The 21,320-nt window shown below is 61.6% G+C and carries 16 protein-coding genes; 5 read left to right on the top strand and 11 right to left on the bottom strand.

Features of this window, described 5'->3' with window-relative positions; all coding sequences use genetic code 11:
- Nucleotides 1-4: 4 nt before the first annotated feature.
- The 3 genes from DXD77_RS01525 to DXD77_RS01515 form a co-directional block, all read right to left on the bottom strand.
- Nucleotides 5-886, bottom strand: coding sequence for a branched-chain amino acid ABC transporter permease (locus DXD77_RS01525; protein ID WP_089573309.1), 882 nt, complete (start codon nt 884-886; stop codon nt 5-7).
- A 139-nt stretch (nt 887-1,025) separates the two neighbouring features.
- Nucleotides 1,026-2,213: an ABC transporter substrate-binding protein gene (locus DXD77_RS01520; RefSeq protein ID WP_117563490.1), complete on the bottom strand. Its 1,188-nt coding sequence runs from the start codon at nt 2,211-2,213 to the stop codon at nt 1,026-1,028.
- Nucleotides 2,214-2,484: 271 nt separating this feature from the next.
- Nucleotides 2,485-3,651, bottom strand: a complete 1,167-nt coding sequence (locus tag DXD77_RS01515) for an ABC transporter substrate-binding protein (RefSeq protein ID WP_117563491.1) — start codon at nt 3,649-3,651, stop codon at nt 2,485-2,487.
- Nucleotides 3,652-3,902: 251 nt separating this feature from the next.
- Between DXD77_RS01515 and DXD77_RS01510 the strand changes: the two genes are divergently transcribed.
- The gene (locus DXD77_RS01510; protein ID WP_089573312.1) at nt 3,903-5,246 is read left to right on the top strand and encodes a homoserine dehydrogenase; all 1,344 of its coding nucleotides are present in this window, start codon (nt 3,903-3,905) and stop codon (nt 5,244-5,246) included.
- Nucleotides 5,247-5,460: 214 nt separating this feature from the next.
- Nucleotides 5,461-6,210, top strand: a complete 750-nt coding sequence (locus tag DXD77_RS01505; RefSeq protein WP_089573313.1) for an SDR family NAD(P)-dependent oxidoreductase — start codon at nt 5,461-5,463, stop codon at nt 6,208-6,210.
- A 222-nt stretch (nt 6,211-6,432) separates the two neighbouring features.
- Here DXD77_RS01505 and DXD77_RS01500 read toward each other — a convergent pair whose 3' ends face one another.
- Nucleotides 6,433-7,995 carry a cation:proton antiporter gene (locus DXD77_RS01500; protein ID WP_006234446.1) on the bottom strand — a complete coding sequence of 521 codons (1,563 nt, stop codon included), beginning with the start codon at nt 7,993-7,995 and terminating at the stop codon, nt 6,433-6,435.
- 184 nt (nt 7,996-8,179) lie between these two features.
- On the opposite strand from DXD77_RS01500, the gene DXD77_RS01495 reads away from it, so the two are divergent.
- Both DXD77_RS01495 and DXD77_RS01490 read left to right on the top strand, forming a co-directional pair.
- Entirely contained in the window at nt 8,180-11,926 is a 3,747-nt protein-coding gene (locus DXD77_RS01495) for a phosphoribosylformylglycinamidine synthase (protein ID WP_117563492.1), read from the top strand.
- 99 nt (nt 11,927-12,025) lie between these two features.
- Nucleotides 12,026-12,961, top strand: a complete 936-nt coding sequence (locus tag DXD77_RS01490) for a DMT family transporter (RefSeq protein WP_117563493.1) — start codon at nt 12,026-12,028, stop codon at nt 12,959-12,961.
- 101 nt (nt 12,962-13,062) lie between these two features.
- Here the strand turns inward: DXD77_RS01490 and DXD77_RS01485 are convergent, their stop codons facing one another.
- From DXD77_RS01485 to DXD77_RS01470, 4 genes are all read right to left on the bottom strand, one after another.
- Nucleotides 13,063-14,205: a diguanylate cyclase gene (locus tag DXD77_RS01485; RefSeq protein ID WP_117647485.1), complete on the bottom strand. Its 1,143-nt coding sequence runs from the start codon at nt 14,203-14,205 to the stop codon at nt 13,063-13,065.
- Nucleotides 14,206-14,395: 190 nt separating this feature from the next.
- Entirely contained in the window at nt 14,396-15,418 is a 1,023-nt protein-coding gene (locus DXD77_RS01480) for a 2-keto-3-deoxygluconate permease (protein WP_117647483.1), read from the bottom strand.
- Nucleotides 15,419-15,560: 142 nt separating this feature from the next.
- On the bottom strand, nt 15,561-15,884 hold the full coding sequence (locus tag DXD77_RS01475; protein WP_117629654.1) for an AzlD domain-containing protein: 324 nt from the start codon (nt 15,882-15,884) through the stop codon (nt 15,561-15,563).
- A complete protein-coding gene (locus tag DXD77_RS01470) occupies nt 15,874-16,530 on the bottom strand; it encodes an AzlC family ABC transporter permease (RefSeq protein WP_158549069.1) in 657 nt (218 codons plus the stop codon). Before DXD77_RS01470 ends, DXD77_RS01475 begins: the two co-directional genes overlap by 11 nt.
- 162 nt (nt 16,531-16,692) lie before the next feature.
- Here DXD77_RS01470 and DXD77_RS01465 point away from each other — a divergent pair, with 162 nt between their 5' ends.
- Complete coding sequence (locus DXD77_RS01465) at nt 16,693-17,505, top strand: HD domain-containing protein (protein ID WP_117563498.1); 813 nt, start codon at nt 16,693-16,695, stop codon at nt 17,503-17,505.
- Here the strand turns inward: DXD77_RS01465 and DXD77_RS01460 are convergent.
- Genes DXD77_RS01460 through DXD77_RS01450 form a run of 3 tightly spaced genes read right to left on the bottom strand, consistent with a single transcriptional unit; the run spans nt 17,502 to nt 21,127 of the window.
- Nucleotides 17,502-18,707 (bottom strand): electron transfer flavoprotein subunit alpha, encoded by a 1,206-nt coding sequence (locus DXD77_RS01460; RefSeq protein ID WP_117647481.1) that lies wholly within the window; start codon nt 18,705-18,707, stop codon nt 17,502-17,504. The two genes, DXD77_RS01465 and DXD77_RS01460, sit on opposite strands and share 4 nt — an antisense overlap.
- Nucleotides 18,708-19,523 carry an electron transfer flavoprotein subunit beta/FixA family protein gene (locus DXD77_RS01455; protein WP_117563500.1) on the bottom strand — a complete coding sequence of 272 codons (816 nt, stop codon included), beginning with the start codon at nt 19,521-19,523 and terminating at the stop codon, nt 18,708-18,710. It abuts the gene before it with no gap.
- A gap of 2 nt (nt 19,524-19,525) precedes the next feature.
- Nucleotides 19,526-21,127, bottom strand: a complete 1,602-nt coding sequence (locus DXD77_RS01450; protein ID WP_117563501.1) for an FAD-binding oxidoreductase — start codon at nt 21,125-21,127, stop codon at nt 19,526-19,528.
- Nucleotides 21,128-21,320 lie beyond the last annotated feature (193 nt).

Raw genomic sequence — 21,320 nt, 5'->3', positions numbered from 1 at the left:
TCACCTACACCTTCTCGGGGACGTACTTGCCCAAGAGGCCGGCAGGCTTGACGAGCAGGACGATGATCAGAACACCAAAGACGATGGAGTTGGCAAGGCTCGTGGAAATGTAGGCCTGCGCCATCGCCTCGATGATGCCGATGAGAATGCCACCGACAAAGGCGCCGGGGATGGAGCCGATACCGCCAAAGACGGCGGCGTCGAAGGCCTTGATGCCAGGCATGGCACCCGTCGTGGGCTGCAGCACCGGCGAGTAGGAGCACAGGAGCACGCCGGCGATGGCGGCAAGGGCAGAGCCGATGGCAAACGTCATCGAGATGGTGCGGTTGACGTTGATGCCCATGAGCTGAGCGGCGGCCTTGTCCTCGGACACGGCGCGCATGGCTTTGCCCATCTTGGTCTTACCTGTAAAGAACATCAGGCCGGCCATGATAACCAGGCAGGCGACGATGGTGACGAGCGACACGGCGCTCACGTTGAACTTGGCCAAGAACTCCGGCACCGGGAAGGTGACGAGCGAAGTGAAGTTCTTGGGCGTGGCGCCCCACAGAAGCTGCGCGGCATTCTGCAGGAAGTAGGACACGCCGATGGCCGTGATCAAAACGGCCAGCGGGCCTGCTTGGCGCAGCGGCTTATAGGCCAGACCCTCAATGAGAACACCGAGAACCGTGCAGACCACGCAAGAGAGAATTACAGATGCCCAGCCCGGGAGGCCGAGATACGACGTGGCGCAGAACGAGACATAGGCACCGACCATGATGACGTCGCCGTGAGCGAAGTTCAGCATCTTGGCGATACCGTAGACCATGGTGTAGCCCAACGCGATGATGGCGTAGACGCTGCCCATGGACAGGCCGTTGACCAGGTATTGGATAAAGACCGTCATGTTCCACATCCCCCTTTCGAATAGGTTTCCAGTTGATGTATGAAACAGGGACGTTACACTGTCCCTAGATACCAAGCAAGCAGGGAAGGCCAAAACCTCCCCTGCTTGGGATCAAAACCGCTCTATGTAAGGTGGTCTATTAGGCCTGTACGTACTTGCCATCGGTGATAACGTACGCCGTGGGGTCCTTCTGGACCTGACCCTTATCGTTCCAGGTGAGCTTGCCGGTCAGACCGTCAACGGTAATCTTGAGCATAGCCTTGGGCAGCTTCTCGGCGACCTCGGTCGGATCGGCGTCGACACCAAGACCGGCCTCCTTGAGGGCCTCAGCCACCGCGTGCACGCCATCGTAGGCGTCGGCGGCAAACTGGTCGGGGGTATCGCCGTACTTATCCTTGTAAGCGTTGACGAAGTCGGCATTCTTCTCGTCGTCGGCGGAGAACGGGGTCATAAGCAGCAGGCCCTCGGCAAGAGAAGTGTCGAAGCCCTCAACGCCCAGGATGCCGTCCATGCCGTCGCAGCCCATCATCTTGACGTCGTAGCCCATGTCCTTGGCGTTCTTGAGCAGGACGGACGCCGGCGTGTAGTAGATCGGCGCGAAGATCATGGTGGCGCCGGCCTGCTTGGCCTTGGTCAGCTGGTTGGTAAAGCTCGTGGCAGAGTCGTCCTTAAAGGTCTCCTCGTCAACAATCTCGAGCTTAGACTCAGCGGCCTGGGCCTTAAAGGAATCTGCGATACCCGAAGAATAGGCGTCGCCGGAGTTATAGAACAGTACGAACTTCTCGTCCGCATACTTCTGCGCCAGGAACTTGGCAGCGTTGACGCCCTGGTTGGGGTCGGTAAAGCAAACCTGGAAGACGCAATCCTTGCCGTCGGTGACGTCCTCGGAGGACGCGGACGGGGTGATCATGAACGTCTTGGGGTCGTTACCGCACTCTGCGGCAACGGCAACCGACGCACCCGTGGTGGTCGGGCCGACAAGGGCCTGCATGCCCCAGTCGAGCAGGGTATTAAAGGCGTTGACGGCCTTCTCGCCGTCGGCCTGGTCGTCCTCGGCCTTGCTGGCAAGCGGCAGCTCCTTGGTGGAGAAGTCCTTGCAGCCAAGCTCGACGCCCTGGGTAACGGACTTGCCGTAGGACGCGGCGGCACCGGTCAGCGGGCCGATGGTGCCGATCTTAAACGAAGCGTCGCCCGAAGCGGAACCGCTGTCGCCGCCGTTGGAGGAGCAGCCAGCTAGAATGGACATCGCCCCCAGACCTGCTGCGCTCGCGATAACGCTCCTGCGATTCATAACAGGGTTCAATGACTTACCGGTGAGGCTCGACATGCGGCTCTCCTCTCAAATCTCGTCGGGTTTCGGTTACCCAACAGGCCATCCTTCGCCGTGTTCGGCGTTCGCAAAATAGTAGACGCTTTAGTTGAGAAAAGTGGCGATTATTTCAACTATTCTTTTGTTTTGTCCGTTTATCCATAATTATGCGTATTTCTATTGGTTTATGCAGTTTAGCCACTTTATTGTGTGAAAGTAATGTTTCCATTCTGTTACAAGCTTCCCTGTCCTGATTAAAACGGCCTCACCGGTAGCGCTTTATACGCACTTAGGCGGCGATGTACTTGCCGTCCTGGATCACATAGGCTGTAGCGGGCTTCTCGACTTGGCCCTCGTCGTTCCACGTGAGCTCGCCCGTCAGGCCCTCGATCTTGATCTTGCGCATGGCCTTGGCAAGATCGCCGGCAATGTCGGCGCCGTCGGCCGTAATATCGATGTCTGCCTTATCGATAGCCTCGACAATCGCATGGACGCAGTCATAGGCATCGGCGGCAAACTGGTTGGGCGTCTCGTCGTAGGCGTCCTTATATGCCTTGACAAAGTCGGCGTTCTTCTCATCGTCGGCAGAGAACGGGGTCATGAGCAGCACGCCCTCGGCAAGGGAGGTGTCGAAGCCCTCAACGGAGAGCAGGCCGTCCATGCCGTCGGTACCCATGAGGGTCATGTCGTATCCCATGTCCTTGGCGTTCTTGAGCAAAACGGACGCCGGCGTGTAGTAGATCGGCGCAAAGATGAGCGTGGCGCCGGCCTCCTTGGCCTTGGTGAGCTGGTTGGTAAAGCTCGTGGAGGAGTCGTCCTTAAAGGTCTCGGTATCGACGATATCAAGTTTGGACTCCTTGGCCTGCTCGGCAAAGGCATCGGCAACACCCGAGCTGTACGTATCGCCGGAGTTGTAGAACAGGGCGATCTTGGCGTCTGCATACTTCTCGGCCAAAAACTTGGCAGCACTCGCGCCCATGGTGGGGTCGGTAAAGCAAACCTGGAAAACCGTGGTCTTGTCCTTGGTGACGTCGAGGGACGAAGCAGAGGGCGTGACCATGAGCATATCGTCGGCGATCTCGCCCGAGACAGCGACGGCGGCACCAGTCGTGACGGGGCCGACGAGCGCCTGCATGCCCCAGTCGCACAGGGTATTGAAAGCGTTGATAGCCTTCTCGCCGTCGGCGACGTCATCCTCGGACTTAAGCGAGAGTTTGAGGTCCTTGGTCGAGAAATCCTTGGCGGCAAGCTTGGCACCCTTCTCGGCCGAAACGCCATAGGTTGCCGCGGCGCCGGTCAGAGGGCCGATGACACCGATCTTGAAGGTCTTGCCGTCATCGGCGGTGCCGCCGTCCGAGCCACCCGACGAGCAACCAGCGAGTGCGGCGGTGCTGCCGAGCGCCGCAGCGCCGGCGAGAAAGTTCCTACGGCTGAGCGTGCTGTTGATGCTGAACATGGTGTCCCCCTTTTTCGCTGGCCGCGGTGCGGCCGTCTTGCGGTACAGGGCAAACCTTATGGCGCAAACGTTGACAGTTTGTTACAGAAGTCCGTTTGTAGCGAGCGTGTTTCCAATGTTTCCGCAGCGTTTCGGGGGTGCCGTTTTGTGCGGCTCCTGTTGCCTGGCGAGCACGCGCCCCCGGTTCACGCTAGAATGCACTCAACCTTTAAGCGGTTAATCCATCCATAAGATGCACGAAGGAGCTATCTATGAGCGAATCCCTGCGCACCGTGAACGTCGGTCTGATCGGTCTGGGAACCGTCGGCGGCGGCGTGGCCCGTCTGATCAAGAGCCACCACGATGAGTACCTGGCAGCCTACGGCATCGACCTTAAGCTGACCCGCGCCTGCGCGCTTGCCTGGGAGCAGGCCGAGGCAGCCGGTATTGAGCGCGAGGCCTTTACGAGTGACTGGCATGACGTCGTCACCGACCCAGCCGTCGATATCGTCGTCGAACTCATCGGCGGCGAGCACCCCGCGACCGAGATCTTCACCACCGCCTTTGAGCACGGCAAGCACGTCGTCTCTGCCAACAAGGCCCTGCTGGGCCGTCACGTCGAGACGCTTGCCGAGAAGGCGCGTGCGTGCGGCGTGCAGATTAAGTGCGAGGCCAGCTGCGGTGGCGGCATCCCCATTGTCAGCACACTCGAGCACGACCTGGTGGGTAACAAGATCCTGACCATCGCCGGCATCCTCAACGGCACCACCAACTACATCCTGTCGCGCATGGACGCCGAGGGCGCCGATTACGCTGACGTGCTCGCCGACGCACAGGCTAAGGGCTATGCCGAGGCCGACCCGTCCGCCGACGTCGACGGCTTCGATGCCGCCAGCAAGACGGCCATCCTCGCCTCCATCGGCTTTGGCACCCGCGTTACCACCGATGATGTGTACCAGCAGGGTATCCGCACCATCGGCGCCGAGGACATCGCCCAGGCCCGCGAGCTCGGCTACACCATCAAACTGCTCGGCATCGCCCGCAACACCGACGCTGGCGTCGACGTTCGCGTGCATCCCACGCTGATCCCCGCAGACCATATGCTCGCCAAGGTCAACGGCGCCATGAACGCCGTCTACGTGGTAGGCGACGCCGTGGGCGAGACCATGTTCTACGGCGCGGGCGCAGGCTCCTTCCCCACCGCGAGCGCCGTCGTGGGCGATATCCTGTCGCTCTCCGAGCAGATCAGCCGCGGCGTGGCTCCGCTGCCCGAGATTGAGCCCTATGGCCACAACCTCGCCTTTAAGCCCATGGACGAGCTCCAGACCAAGTACTATGTGCGCCTGAAGGTCGCCGACCGCGTGGGCGCCCTGTCCGAGACGGTCGACATCTTTGCCAAGCATAACATCTCGATCTCGCTCATCAACCAGGTCGAGGACGGCAAGTCGGGCGTCAGCGATGCCTGCTCGGTCATCTTCCTGACGCACCGCGCGCTCGAGAAGGACGTCCAGGCTGCCGCCGCCGAGCTTGCCAGCGTCGGCTGCGTGGCCGAGGTCGCCAACGTCCTGCGCATCGAGGACGTTGAGGCTTGGACCGAAGGCGTCATGGCGAACTAGCCCAACGCTCGCCTAGCAATACGCGCCTTGAGGGCTCCCGTCCGATGTGGGACGGGAGCCCTTTTGTCACCTGCCCTAAGCACAACGGCAAAGCACATTTGCGCGAGCCGCTCATCGGTAACGCGGGCTACCGTTCACCGATATGCAAACGCGGCCGATTCCGACTACCGCTACGCTGTGCTGCGAATGTCCGCCCGCGATGAGAGGAAGCACCATGTTGCTCGAGGGCAAGAAAGCAATCATCACCGGAGGCACACGCGGTATCGGCTATGCCATCGCCTGCCGTTTTATCGAGGAAGGCGCTGCCGTCACCGTCTTTGGCTCGCGCCAGGAGACTGCCGACACGGCCGTTGAGAAGCTGACAGCCGCCTATCCCGACGCCAAGGTCTGGGGTCGCTCCTGCGATCTCACCTCGCTCGAAGCCGTGACCGAGGCCTTTACCCAGGCTGCCGCTGACATGGGCGGCTTGGACACGGTCGTCAACAATGCCGGCATCTCCCAGCGCTCGCCGCTCCTTAACTATACGGCCGAGGAGTTCGCAAAGGTCATGGACCTTAACGTCGTCGCCGTCTTTAATGGCCACCAGGCTGCCGCCAAGATCATGACCGAGGCCGGCCACGGCGGCACCATCACTACCACAAGCTCGATGGTCGCCAAGTACGGCCAGCCCTCCGGCGTCGGTTACCCCACGTCCAAGTTTGCCGTCAACGGTATGGTCCAGTCGCTCTCGCGCGAGCTCGCTCCCATGGGCATCCGCGTCAACGCCGTCGCCCCCGGCGTGACTAAGACCGACATGGTCGCCAACCTGCCCGAAGAGGTCATCAAGCCCATCATCGCCACCATTCCGCTGGGTCGCATGGGCGAGCCCGAGGATGTCGCCAACGCCTTTGTTTTCCTGGCGAGCGACATGTCCTCCTATGTCACGGGCGCCGTGCTCCCCGTCGACGGAGCCGCCCGCTCCTAAGGAGCCACAAGCTTTGGCTTCAAGTTTCAACATAGCTCAACCAAAAAGGCGCGCCGTCTGAATCAACTACAGACAGCGCGCCTTCTCCTGTTATGAAAGGGAAACTATGTCCCAGTATTTCGGATCAGAACGGGGCACGGTTTCCCCCAGGACCTCCTTGCGGAAACCACATCCCGTTCCGAGCCTTCAAAGCGGGACGCGGCTTCCCCGAGAAAGTATCGACTACTTACCGTCGTCGTCTTCGGCTTCTTCGCGCGCATAGAGCTCCAGCATGCGGCGGCGGTATTCGCGCACAGCGAGCTTGGCGCGCTCCAGGCGGCGGCGCTCACGCGGAGTCAGCTCGGACGGGTCGACCTCGTCTCCATAGGTCTTATCGGCAAGCAGGTGCGCCGCGTCCACGATGCGGGCATCGATGTGGCCGCTCGCTGCCTCGGCGGAAAGACGCTCGGCAATCGTATCGAGCGTAGGCAGGCCCTCGAATACGCGACCATGGCCATGCGAGGTCAGCAGCTCGTGCTCGCGCGCAAGCAAGCTCGCTAGGTCGTGGTGGGCGCGCAAGATGTCGAGCGCATCGGATGGATGCTCGGCAACCTCTGCCACGGCGGCGACCGGTGCGGCATCCACCACGCGGTAGAAGAGCTGCGCGAGCAATGGCATCAAGAACACCGTGATGGCACCGGCGGCAACCATGACCGACGCAATATCTTGCGACAGCGCGCCCGCGTTGACGGCAACGCTCGTAACGGCAACGATGATCGGCAGCGCCGTGGTGCAGTACAGGGCCACGGTAATGCGACCATACGCCGACACATCGCGCGTCGCAGGACAAATGCTCATGGAAATAAGAATAGGCACGGCACGAATAATCAACAACGCCACGATAAAGCCCACGAGCAGACCCGGGCGCGACGCCACGGCCGTCAGATCGATCTTTGCGCCCGATACGGTAAAGAACACCGGAATCAAAAAACCGTAGGCCAGACCGTCGAGCTTGGTCTCGAGCGTATGGTTGCCCTCGGGGATGATATAGCGCAGGACAAAGCCGGCGGCAAAAGAACCCAACACGATGTCGAGATCAAAGACGGCCGAGAACGCCACGAGCGTGACCAGGATGAGCACCGTCAGGCGCACGAAGGTCTGCGACGTGGTATCGGCGCGCTCCTCGACAAACGCAAAGAAGCGGCTGCCGACGCGCTTGGAGCGGCTTGGGACCACGGCCAGCAACACGCAAACCACCGCAAACAAGCCAAGGATTACGAGCGTTTGGATGCCAGTGCGGGCAGACAGCAGCACCGACATGGCGAGCACGGGACCGAGCTCGCCCCAAGTGCCATACGCGAGAATCGAGTCGCCCACGCGCGTGCCGGTGAGCGAGCGCTCGCGCATGATGGGCACAAGCGTACCGAGCGCCGTCGAAGTGAGGGCAAGCGTCACGGCGATACCGTCGAAATGACTGACTGAGAACCACGGGGTAAAGCGCACGGCAAGCCAGGCGATACCAAACGTGACGACCCACGTCGCCAAGCCGTAGCGCCCCTCGACGCCCGTGATGCTCTTGGGGTCGATCTCAAAGCCGGCAAGCAGGAACAAAAAGGCCAGGCCCAGCTCGGACACAAGCGAGACCTCAGCATCTACATGGATGACGCCGAGCATATGGGGTCCCAGTACCGCGCCGAGCACGAGCAAAAAGACCGTCTCGGGAACGGGTTTTCCGGGAATCGCCGAGGCGATAAAAGGACTCGCAAAGGCCACGAGTGCGATGATGGCGAGCGAAACGAATGCCATGTGATGCCTTTCTCTTGTTTGCGCTTCACTGTAGCACCCTCGCCGTCCTCAACGCGCCGCGAGCTGTCGTATCATAGTGAGGTTTACAAACATGTGGCTCAAGGCGACCGCAGGGCAGACCCCGCAAACCGACCGCTGCCGCATACCGTACCGTACGCCCAACCGATCAGGAAGGCAGGAACCAATGGTCTCTCGTATCTACGTGGAGAAGAAACCCGGGTTCGACGTCGAGGCTCAGCAGCTCAAGGGCGAGCTGACCGAAATTCTCGGCATCAAGGGCATCGAGGCCCTGAGGATTATCAACCGCTACGACGTCGAGGGCATCGACAAGGAGCTTTTCCGGTCCTGCGTGCCGACCGTCTTTAGCGAGCCCCAGGTCGATGTGACCTACGACGAGCTCCCCGCAAGCGATGGCGCCGTCTTTGCCGTCGAATTCCTGCCTGGCCAGTTTGACCAGCGCGCCGACTCCGCCAGCGAGTGCGTGCAGCTCATCAGCCAGGGCGAGCGCCCCGCCGTGCGCTCCGCCAAGGTCTATATGATCTCGGGCGCTCTGGACGAGGCCGCCATTGATGCCATCAAGCACTACGTGGTGAACCCCGTCGAGGCGCGCATCGCCTCGCTCGACCTGCCCGAGACGCTGTACATGGAGACCCCCGAGCCCCAGCCCGTCGAGGTGCTCGACGGTTTCCGCGAGCTCGACGAAGCCGGCCTTGCCGCCTTTATTTCCGAGCGCGGCCTTGCCATGGACGAGGCGGACATCGCCTTCTGCCAGCAGTACTTCCGCGATGAGGATCGCGACCCCACCATCACCGAGATCCGCGTGATCGACACCTACTGGTCCGATCACTGCCGCCACACCACCTTCGGCACCGTCCTGGACGACGTGACGATCGACGACGCCGTGGTGCAGCAGGCCTTCGACCGCTACATGGAGATGCGCCACGAACTCGGTCGCGACACCAAGCCCGTCTGCCTCATGGACATGGGCACCATCGGCGCCAAGTACCTCAAGAAGACCGGCGTCATGACCGATGTCGACGAGTCCGAGGAGATCAACGCCTGCACCGTCAAGGTGAAGGTCGATGTCGACGGCGAGGACCAGGACTGGCTGTTCCTCTTTAAGAACGAGACCCACAACCACCCGACCGAGATCGAGCCCTTCGGCGGTGCCGCCACCTGCGTGGGCGGTGCCATCCGCGACCCGCTGTCGGGCCGCAGCTACGTGTACCAGGCCATGCGTGTCACCGGCGCCGGCGACCCCACCGTCCCCGTGTCCGAGACGCTCGAGGGCAAGCTGCCGCAGCGCAAGCTCGTAACCACCGCTGCCGCCGGCTACTCCAGCTACGGCAACCAGATCGGCCTTGCCACCGGCCAGGTCAACGAGCTCTATCACCCCGGCTACGTTGCCAAGCGCATGGAGGTCGGCGCCGTCGTGGGCGCTACCCCGGCAAACCACGTGCGTCGCGAGTGCCCCGCCCCCACCGACAAGATCATCCTGCTGGGCGGCCGCACCGGCCGTGACGGCATCGGCGGCGCCACCGGCTCCTCCAAGACCCAGAACACCGAGTCCATCGAGACCTCGGGCGCCGAGGTCCAGAAGGGCAACGCCCCGGTCGAGCGCAAGCTGCAGCGTCTGTTCCGCCGCGGCGACGCCTGCCGCCTGATCAAGCGCTGCAACGACTTTGGCGCCGGCGGCGTCTCAGTCGCCGTGGGCGAGCTTGCCGACGGCCTGTATGTCGACCTGGACACCGTGACCAAGAAGTACGACGGCCTGGACGGCACCGAGCTCGCCATTTCCGAGTCCCAGGAGCGCATGGCCTGCGCCGTCGCCGACGGTGACGTCGAGGAGTTCATGGGCTACGCCGCCGAGGAGAACCTCGAGGCGACCGTTATCGCCGAGGTTACCGCCGAGCCGCGCATGCGCATGGCCTGGAACGGTGTCGCCATCGTCGATCTGTCCCGCGAGTTCCTCAACTCCAACGGCGCGCCCAAGCACCAGGTCGCCCACGTCTGTGCCCGCAGCGTGTGGCAGCCCAGCTGGGCCGGCACCACGCTTGCCGAGCGCATGACCTCGCTTGTCACTGACCTCAACGTCGCCTCCAACAAGGGCCTGTCCGAGCGCTTCGACTCCACCATCGGTGCCGCAACCGTGCTCATGCCCTTTGGCGGCAAGACGCAGCTCACCCCGAGCTCGGCCATGGTTGCCAAGTTCCCCGTGGACGGCGAGACCACCACGGCGAGCGCTATGGCATGGGGCTTCAACCCCTACCTGATGGAGGCCGACCAGTTTGCGGGCGCCTACCTGTCCGTGGTTGAGTCCATCGCCAAGCTCGTGGCTGCCGGCTTTGAGCACAAGCGTGCCTATCTCTCCTTCCAGGAGTACTTCGAGCGTCTGCGCACCGAGGCCGAGCGCTGGGGCAAGCCCATGGCAGCCGTCCTGGGCGCCCTTATGGCCCAGGTCGATCTGGGTGCCGGTGCCATCGGCGGCAAGGACTCTATGAGCGGCTCGTTTGAGGACGAGGCCGGTGAGCTCAACGTTCCGCCCACCCTGATCAGCTTCGCTGTGGCCGTGGGCAAGGCCGCCCGTGCCGTCTCGCCCGAGTTCAAGGGTCTGACGCATCGCGTCGTGCGCATCGCCCCCGCCACCTATGGTGAGGACTACCGCCCCGACGCTCAGCAGCTGCTCGCCGCGTTTGACGCCGTCGAGGCGCTCACCGCCAACGGCGACGCCCTGGCCGTCTCCACGCCCGGCTACGGCTGCGGCGTCGAGAGCCTCTTTAAGATGTGCGTCGGCAACCAGATCGGCATCGAGCTTGCCGAGGACGTGGACGTGGAGAGCCTCTTCACCCCGCTCTACGGCAGCTTTATCGTCGAGCTCGCCGAGGACGCCGAGCTGCCCGAGGTCGCCGACGGCGTTGTCGTCGAGCCCCTGGGTACCACCGTCGAGGGCTATGTCATCGACACCGGCTCCGAAGTCATCGAGCTCGCTGAGCTCCAGGAGGCCTGGGAGAGCGGCATCGAGGGCGTCTTCGCCTACCGCAGCACCGGCGAGACCGCCGAGGTCGAGACCATCGACTTCCGCGCCAAGGATATCCACGTGTACGGCGGCGCCAAGATCGCCCGCCCGCGCGTAATCATCCCCGTGTTCCCCGGCAACAACTGCGAGTACGACAGCGCCCGCGCCTTCCGTGCCGCCGGTGCCGAGGCCGACACCTTCGTGATCAACAACCTCACGCCCGAGGCCGTCGCCGAGAGCACCCACGAGCTCGCCCGCCGCATCCGTGCAAGCCAGATCGTCATGATCCCCGGTGGCTTCTCGGGCGGTGACGAGCCCGATGGCTCCGCCAAGTTCATCACGGCGTTCTTCCGCGCTCCCGAGGTCACCGAGGCAGTCCGCGACCTGCTCAAGGCCCGCGATGGCCTGATGCTGGGCATCTGCAACGGCTTCCAGGCCCTGATCAAGCTCGGCCTGGTGCCCTACGGCGACATCGTCGACGCCACGCCCGATGCGCCCACGTTGACGTTCAACACCATCGGTCGCCACCAGAGCCGTCTGGTGCGCACCCGCATCTCGTCCAACTTGTCCCCGTGGCTGTCGCAGTGCAGCCTGGACGACCCCTACACCGTCGCCATCAGCCACGGCGAGGGCCGCTTTGTCGCCAATGACGAAGTGCTCGCCCAGCTGATCGCCAACGGCCAGGTCGCCACGCAGTACGTGGGCGAGAACGGCAAGCCCAGCATGGATCTCTCCGTCAACCCCAACGGCTCCGCACTCGCCATCGAGGGCATCACGAGCCCCGACGGCCGCGTCCTGGGCAAGATGGGCCATGCCGAGCGTCGCGGCGACAACCTGTACCGCAACGTGCCCGAGCATGTCCCCGGCGATAAGTTCATGCCGATCTTTGAGAGCGGCGTGGCCTACTTCGCTTAAACCTTTCCCATCGGGTACAATCCCCTCGGGTAACAACACCCGCCACCGACGCATCCGGTGGCGGGTTCTTTTTTGCTTCGCGCATGCAGGAAGGACATCATGGAAAGCCGCAAGCCGTATCTCGCCACCCTGCCCGGACTCATCCTGGGTTGTCTTGTTTGCTGTGCACTCTGGGGATCGGCGTTTCCCTGCATCAAGATCGGCTACGCGCTCTTTGGTATCCCGGCGCACGATAGCGCCTCGCAGCTGCTCTTTGCGGGCTTGCGCTTCACGCTTGCCGGCGCCCTGGTTATCGTTGGGATGAGTGCGGCCCAACGCCGCCCCCTCATTCCGCAGGCTCGCGACATCAAGCCCATCTTTGTCTTGTCGCTCTTCCAGACTATCGGGCAGTACTTCTTTTTCTATCTGGGCCTCTCGTGCGCCAGCGCCATGTCGAGCTCCATCATCGAGGCCAGCGCCAACTTCCTCGCAATCCTCTTTGCCGCCCTAGCATTTCACACCGAGAAGCTCAATACGGCCAAGGTGCTTGGCTGTGCGCTGGGCTTTGCCGGCGTCGCGCTCGTCAACCTCTCGGGCGCAGATGGCACCTTTGGCTTCAGGCTCGATGGCGAGGGCTTTATCCTAGCCTCCACTGTCGCGGGTGCTCTTTCGACCTGCCTGATCGGCATCTTCTCGCGCAAGCACGACGGCGTCTTGCTTGCCGGGTGGCAGTTCTTGGTCGGCGGACTGGTCCTCACCGCCATCGGCTTTTTGATGGGCGGCGCGCTCTCCCCCACTGAAATCGCCCCCGCCATCGCGCTCATTATCTATATGGCACTCATTTCCGCCGTCGCGTACTCGCTATGGTCGCGTCTGCTTGCCGTCAACCCCGTCAGCCGTGTGTCGGTCTTTGGCTTTATGAATCCAGTCTTTGGCGTACTGTTAAGCGCGCTGCTGCTCGGCGAGGGCGCTGGCACGAGCCCTGTGACCGTACTTGTTGCCCTGCTGTTGGTCTGCGGCGGCATCATCATCGTCAACAGGCCCAAAAAGGCCTAATGAACTGCCCTTATTTAGCAGAGCGGATTCACATACTTTAGTTTAATGGAGTACATCGGAGAGCCGAGGGCCGCCACGCACGCCAGCGTGTGCCCCTTTTCCTAGCGTATCTGAACGCCGGCTTTCTTCTTCTCGGCCTTGACGCGGTAGAGCTCCGCGTCGGCAGCACGAAGCAAGTCTTGCCAGGTATCGACGCCATCACCAACCCGTGCGTAGCCGATGGACATCCGCAACAGATACGGAACCTCGGCGCGCGCGAGCTCATCGTTGATTGTCGCGCACAGATGCATGATATCCTGTTCCGCCACTGCCTTTTGGAGCACCACGAACTCATCGCCACCATAACGTGCGATAAAGCCGCCAGACGCCGAGCAGACTTCTTTGAGCGCAGCGGATATGACCTGAAGAGCGTGGTCGCCCTCCACATGCCCATAGCGATCGTTAATCTGCTTAAAGCCGTCGGCGTCCATCATAAGCAGATATACATCTTCGGCCTGATCCACATTTGAGAAGAGCGACAGCATATAGGTCTCAAAACGGTTGCGATTGTTAAGTCCAGTCAACGGGTCGGTCGAGATGAGCTGCTCCTGGTAGATGATGTAGAGCAGCAACATGCTAATCATTATGCCGACACAAAGGCCGGGCACCGAGTATACGACCTGAAAGGTACCGCCCACCAGGGCCGGAATGGCGAAAAATGCCAAGGTTCGATAGATGGCCTTCGTCTGCAGGCTCTCGACCCTGCGAGATTGCACAAATGCATGCAGGGACGTATGTATAACGTAACAGTAGCTGACGATGGGCGGGATCATATAGGCAAAGCCGCGACGATACACGCCCTGCGAATCGATATAGAACAGGGCGTGCGTCCAGTAACTGGTAAACGCCAGCACGACCACCAGAGCCGTAGGCAACGCAACAAGCACCACCCTATAGCGCGAGGTCAAAAGGCGAGAACCCTGCACCGTCTCGGAATAGATAAACCAAATGAGACACGCGATAGCAAAGAGCGAAAACGAAACCGCGTTGGAAATCCAGTTGGCCGTGATGCCTACAGGAGTGCTCAAGCCATCCGAGAGCGTCCAGATCATATCGAAGAAAATGTAGGCAGCAGACGTGTAGCCCAGCATGCTAAACAATAGCTGCTGGGTGCTCGAGAACAAGGAGCGACGACTTCGCACGGCAAGCCCGATAAGAACAATCATGCATAGCACGAATATCTCAATCTTGAGTGCCTTAACCACTAGCGCCACCCCTTCAATACCCAAGTGGTCAGAATCGCCCAATTCGAATCAGGGCAATAAACACCCCTTTACTCCGCAGGGGTAAAGGGGATAATAGCAGAGCGCCCGAACATCACTGCAAAACAGTTTCTGTTCGGGCGCCCATACGGCGCGAATTGCACACGCCGGCATCATTGATGGGTATCGATTGCTACTCGCCATCGATGTCAGTCGCGACGGCCTCCTCGATGGCCTCGACACCGACAGGCGACAGATCCTCCTTGCCTTGGCAGAACTTCTTGTCGACCCAGCCAGTCAGAATCGGAGCCATGATCGCCGTGATGATAACGGCGGTGGCGATCTGAGCGTACGCGATGGGCGCAAGCTCGGCGTAGCGCGGTGCGACCTCGGCGAGGGCAACCGGTGTGGTCATAGCCGTGCCGGCAATGGTGGAGCAAGCCACAGCGGCCTTGCCATTGCCGCCGCACAGACGCTCGAACGCAAAGGTGATGGGACCGACGACAAACAGCGTGACAAGGCCCAGCAAGATGCCGGAAATACCGCCGGTGATAAAGCTCGACAGGCTCATGGACGCACCGAGCTGAAATCCGATGACGGCAATCGCGGGATTGGCACCGGGAACCAGCAGGTTCTTGATAAACGGGAACAGGCTGCCCAGAACCATGCCAATAACGAGTGGCAAGATGGAGCCGATAATGGTGCCAATGGGAATGTTGGCGAGGCCGGAAACACCGAGGATGATCATCGTGACGGCGGGGCCAGCCGTAAAGAACAGGATACCGACGGCGCCCTGCTCAGACTCATCACCGAACTCGCCCATGATGCCCGTATAGAGCGCCATGTTGCAAAACGTGATGCCGCCGATGATAGACACGGAGCTCAGACCCAGGAAGTTGTCGTTAAAGAAATATGCCACGCCCAGGCCGAGAGCCGCTGCGACGACCAGCTTGGGGATCAGCACGACGATACCGGTCTTGATGGCACCCGGCGTGGACTTAAAGCTGATGCCGGCGCCCACAAACAGCAGGATCGCGGCGACGATGGCATTGGAGCCACCGCGGCAGGCAGCCGTAAAGAAGCCGCCGATCTCAAAAACCTGCGGGCAGAAGGTGTTGAGCAAAAGACCGACGATCATCGGATAGATCATGATGTCGCCCGGGATGCGCGGGACCTTGAATTTCTTTTGCTCGTTGGCGGTCGCTTCCTGTGCCATGAAACCCCCATTTCCGCTGACGGGGTACAAAAGCCCACGTCACGCTTTGCTACAGTAAAGTTTGACCATGGTACCAGAAGAAATAGACCAGCTCGGTGAGAAATTCGATTCGTTGGACAGGGGCGCTAAACGTGCCCCGCTCTTATATGAGGCTCAAAACGATATAGAACACGATGCCCGAAACACAGCACCACAGCATCGATTTTGTCTTGACCGCCACGGCCACGACGCCGGCAGCCGCAATCCAGGGAACCAAGGCAGGCCAGGGTCCCGCGTCGAACGCGCCGGGGCTCACCAAGTCGTTGGCGACCAGCGCGGCAAAGGCAGCGGGCGGGATATAACCCAGGGCCTCGGTAATGCGGGGCGACAGCGTTCTCCCGCGCAAGGCAAACGCCGGCGCGATGCGAAAGAACGCGATAGCAGCCCACGACGACAGCCACAGAACCAAGAACTCGTTAACGGGCATCGCGGGCACCTCTTCCGTCAAATACAGCATCGCACGCCAACGCAATGGCAATGCCGGCCACGACGCTTGCCGGCACGGCAATATTCGTGAGGCCCAAGAACTTGCATACGGCGACGGACACCGCGCCCGAAACCGCCGCGACAACGTTGCCGCGCGACAGCCGCTGCGAAAAGAGCAGGCAGATAAAGAGCGAGGTGCAGACAAAGGCTGCAATGGCGGTGGGAACATCGACAACGGCGCCGACGATGGCGCCCATCGTACACGAAACGCCCCATGTTGCGATGAGAATCACGTTGAGCACGAAGGACTCGCGCGGGCCCCAATCCTCCCCTTCAACCAACTTGGCAAGCGAGATGCCATATGCCTCCTCGGTAAGTGTCGCGGCAACAGCCAGCGTCTGACGCTTCGAGGCACCCGTCAGATGCGGCGCGATCGATGCCGAGTAAAGCGCAAAGCGCGAGGAGATGGCAGCAACGCTCGCGACGATCGATGCTGCAGGCACGCCCGCCAGCCAAAGATTGCAGATCATAAACTGGCCGCTGCCCGTCACAAACGTGCTGCTCAGAGCAAAGACCATCCAGGGCTCCATTCCCGTCTGCCCCATGATCATTCCGCACGGCGCGCCTATTGCAACATAGGTAAGCATCACTGGCCAGACGATTTTAAAGATCCTAAGGACCATGCCACTCCCATTCTGGTAAGTCGTCTGCAGCGCGCCTTGCAACGCAGCAGAAATATCAACCGGTGGCAATAAAGTTCACCTACAATTGCCACCGGATCGAAAGACACAACTTTTTAGGAAGTCATTATGACAGCTATCGATCGAGACCGGGCGCGCGCGGCCTTCAAAAGCTACACCGATGCCTACGACGCCACCAACCCACGCATCGCGCTCAAAATCGAGCATACGTACCACGTGGCCGAGGCATGCGATGCCGTAGCGCGCGAGCAGGGCTGGTCGTCAGAAGATATTGACCTGGCATGGCTTTGCGGCCTGCTGCACGATATGGGCCGCTTTGAGCAGCTGCGACGCTGGGACACCTTTAAGGACGCCGAGAGCATGAGCCATGCAGTGCTGGGCATCGAGGTCCTCTTTGGCGAGAATCCCGCCGATGCACCCGCCGTAATGAGCATCCGCGACTTTATCGATGACCCGGCAGAAGATGAGCTCATCCGAGCGAGCATCGCCTATCACAGCGATTTCCGTCTACCCGCACAGCTCGACGAGCGCACGCGGAGCTTCTGCGACATCGTGCGCGATGGCGACAAGATCGACATTATGCGCACCATCGCCGACAGCACCGTCGACACCGTCCTCAAGGTGGATGAGGACACGTTTCTCGCCAGCCACTTCTCGACACCGGCGCTTACCGCCTTTGACGAGCACCGCTGCGTCGCGCGCGACGAGCGCGATGAGCCCGCCGACTTCTTGGTGGGGCTTATCTGCTTTATGTTTGAGCTCGTCTATCCGGCAAGCCGCGCGCTGGCGCGCGAGCAAGGCGATATCTACCGCCTGCTCGACGCGCCCTTTGGCATTACGCGGCCCTTTACCGACCCCGCCACGCAGGCAACCTGGAGCCGCCTAAAGGACGAGATGCGCGACTGGCTGGTGCGTGCCTAGCGCTCAAACTGGGCCAGCAGCTCCTCGACGACCTCGACGGCATCACCGACAACCTTGTACTGGGCAGCACCAAAGATGGGGGCATCCGGGTCCTCGTTGATGGCGATAATGCACTCCGCCCCACCGATGCCGGCAAGATGCTGGATGGCGCCCGAAACACCGATACTCACGAGAAGCTTGGGCGAGACCGATACACCCGTCTGGCCAATTTGGTGGCGATACTCCAACCAGCCTGCCTCCACAATGGGACGCGTGCAACCAAGCTCGGCACCCAGGGCATCGGCGAGCTTTCGCATCAGGGGCAGATTCTTCTTGGAGCCGATGCCGCGGCCCACCACGACCAGACGCTCGGCATCGGCAATTGAGGCCTGCTGTCCCCACTCCTCGGCGGGAATCGAGATCTCGACGCGGGCCTTAACGTCATCCGCAAGCACTACCTGGGCAATCGTGCCGGAGCGGCTATAGTCAAACTCGGGCGCCTTAAAGATGCCGGGGCGCACCGTTGCCATCTGAGGACGGTGGTTGGGGCAGATAATGGTGGCCATCAGGTTGCCGCCAAACGCCGGGCGCGTCTGCTGCAGCAGACCCGTCTCCGTATCCATAGAAAGCACCGTGCAATCGGCCGTAAGACCCGTCTGCAAGCGCACGGCCACACCGGGCGCCAGCTCGCGACCAAAGGCGGTCGCGCCGTACAGAATGGCCTCGGGCTTGCGCTCGGCTACCAAATCGCAGATCAAGCGAGCGTAGACCTCCGCGTCGTTCTGACGCAGGCGCTCGTCACGACAGACCAGAACTTCGTCCGCACCGGCGCAAATCAGATGCTCCAGGTCCCCGAGTGAGCCCTCGGGGCTCATGCCGACCAGTGCCACCAGACGGCAGCCGCGGGCATCGGCAAGCTCGCGCCCCTTGCCCATGAGCTCGAAGGCCACGGATGCAACGGCATCGTGCTCGTCAGTCTGCACGAAGATCCAGATGTCTCGATATGCGTCAAGGTCTGCCGCGCCGGCGGCCTCGTCGCGCTCAATCGAGATGGCGTTGACGGGGCAGGCGTCGACGCACCCACCGCACAGGATACAGCCGTCGGTTACGCGGGCACAGCGATTGGGGCGCTCACCCTCCACCACAATGCCGCCCGAGGCGCAGGCGCGAACGCAGCGACCGCAGCCGATACAGGCTTCGCTATCGATAATCAGCCCGCTCATCTATGCCATCCCCTCAATAATCTTGGCAAGTTTTACCGCCTGCTCGGACGCCGTTCCCTCAACGGCCTCGCACGTTTGGTCACGGTCGGGCACAAACGAGCGCACGACCTGCGTCGGTGATCCGGCAAGGCCGCAACGCGAGGGATCGGCGTTTACGTCGGCAGCGCTGGCCACACGCACGTCTGCATCCTCGGCCGCGCGAATACCGGCAATACTCGGCATGCGCAGCTGGCCAATCTCCTTGGCGGTCGTCATCGCACACGGCATCTCCAGGTACACCGTCTCCTCGCCGGCATCGCAGCCGTGAACGAGCGCCAGCGAGCCACACGTCGTAAATCCCGCGCTCTGCACACAGCTCACGTCGGTCACGCAGGGGACCCCAAAGGCGCCGGCCAGCTCGGGGCCGATCTGGGCCGTATCGCCGTCCACTGCCATCTTGCCGCAGATGAGCAGGTCAAAGTCCTCATCGAGTGCCTCGATGCCGCATTTGAGGGCATAGGTGGTGGCTAGGGTATCGGCGCCCGCAAAGGCGCGATCGGTCAGCAGCAGCGCGTCGTCGGCACCGCGGGCGATGCAGTCGCGCAGCAGCGATTCGGTCGCGGGGATGCCCATCGACACCACCGTCACACGCACGTCCATGCCAAAGCCGATAAAGTCGTCCTTCAGCGCTAGCGCACATTCGAGAGCACTTGCATCGAAGGGATTAACGACCGCCTGCTTGCCATCACGCACGATAGTATTGGTCTTGGGGTCCATCTTGACCTCGGTGCTTCCGGGCACCGCCTTGACGCACACCACCATATGAAAATCACTCATCTTCACGCGCCCCCTTTCTGGACGAGCTCATCCAAGAGCTTCTCCGTAAACAGGTTGCCGCGACCCAGCTGGCCGGCAGGATCGAGCTGGAGTTTGAGATGCGCCGACTCGACCATGGCCTCGTGGCCGTACATCGTCTCCAAGAAGCCCGCCTTGATCTTGCCGACGCCGTGCTCAGCAGAAACGGCACCGCCCATGGCCGTGACCTCGGAAGCCCACTGGGCAAAGAGTTCTCCACCACGACGGTAGTCTTGCGCATCGCGCGGCAGGATGTTCACATGCAGATGGTTGTTCCCGATGTGTCCCCAGGCAGCAGGCTCAAGCCCGCTTTCGGCCAGCGTGCGGCGATAGAGGACCACGACATCGGCAAGGCGTGCATTGGGCACCGACATATCCGATCCCAGCTTGGTAATGGTGGGGTCGGTGCGGCGACGCTCGTCAACGAGCATGTTGACACTCTCGGGGACCGCGTGGCGGAAAAACCGCTGGCATTCGCGATCGACTTCGGTGCGCGCGACCCATGTCGCATCGTCGCGGCCGCCCGCAAGCTCCAAAACCCATCCCAGGTGGTACAGCTCCTCGGTCGCCTGCGCCTCGTCGTCGCAGTCAAGCTCCACGTAGACACAGACCTTTGCCTCGTCGTCGAGCGCCGGCAGCGAGGCAAACGCCGTCGACTGCTCGCGCTGGCGACGTAGAATATCCAGGGCGCCAGCATCGAAGTACTCGATGGCAGCCGCATGGGACAGGACAGGGCGCACGGAATCGGTAAAGGACACCGCCTTGTCCTCGCTATCGAAAAAGCAACTCACACCCCATACGACCGAAGGTGCCGCCTGCAGGGCGATCTCGAGCTCGGTGACAACGCCGAGCGTGCCGCACGCGCCGATAAAGAGGTCGATGGCGTCCATATCGTCCGCAACGAAATAGCCTGAGGCATTTTTTGTCTCGGGCATGGTATAGCCGGGAAGATCGAGTTCGAGCGTACGGCCCGCTGCCGTCACGAGCGACAGGTGGCGGTCCTGGGCAAAAGCCTCGCCGCGCTGAAGCTCAAGCAAATCGCCATCAGCCAGCGCGACGTGGAGTCCCGTGATATGCGGGCGCATGGGACCGTAAGCGTAGCTGCGGGCGCCGGAGGCGTTGCATGCCGCCATGCCGCCCAGACAGGCAGATGCCTCGGTGGGATCGGTGGGAAAGAACTGCTCGGGGGACTCTTGGAACTCCTCGTAGGCCTCAAGCGATGCCTGGTCCCAACCAGCGGTCGGCAGTACCTTCTTGCTCAGCTGCTTACGCAGCTCCGAGAGCACAACGCCCGGCTCCACGCGCAGCAGAAATTGGTCTTGTTCATCGCGGCGAAGGCCCAAGTAGCGATTCATACGGGAAGTATTGAGGATATGCCCACCGTGGGGCACGGCACCGGCGGCAAGGCCGGTTCGGGCGCCCTGAACCGTTACCGGGACACGCTCGGCATGGAGCGTTTCCAAAATGGCACGGACCTCGTCTTCCGTTGTCGGAAACGAGATGCTCGATGCTTCGCCCGATGCGCGAGATTCATCGCGGCCATACTCTTCGAACTCGTCGGTGAAGGGTTTAATGGTTGCAGACACGCGAACTCCCCCTTTAGCTAACTACAGTGTTTGCAGGGAGATGTTACCGCATCGTTTCGTCGACGTGTTCGAGACCGTCTCCATAATTGGCGATTTTTACGTTTGTGCAATTCGGCGAACGGCAAGGCTTCCTCGGCAGACGATGCTTTTGACACATATCGCCCCGCCGTCGCCGACCGCTCGATTGTCGCTC

Origin of the sequence: Collinsella sp. TM09-10AT (assembly GCF_003436275.1) — a bacterium.
In the GTDB taxonomy this organism is placed as follows: domain Bacteria; phylum Actinomycetota; class Coriobacteriia; order Coriobacteriales; family Coriobacteriaceae; genus Collinsella.
This window is presented reverse-complemented; position numbering and strand designations above follow the sequence as displayed.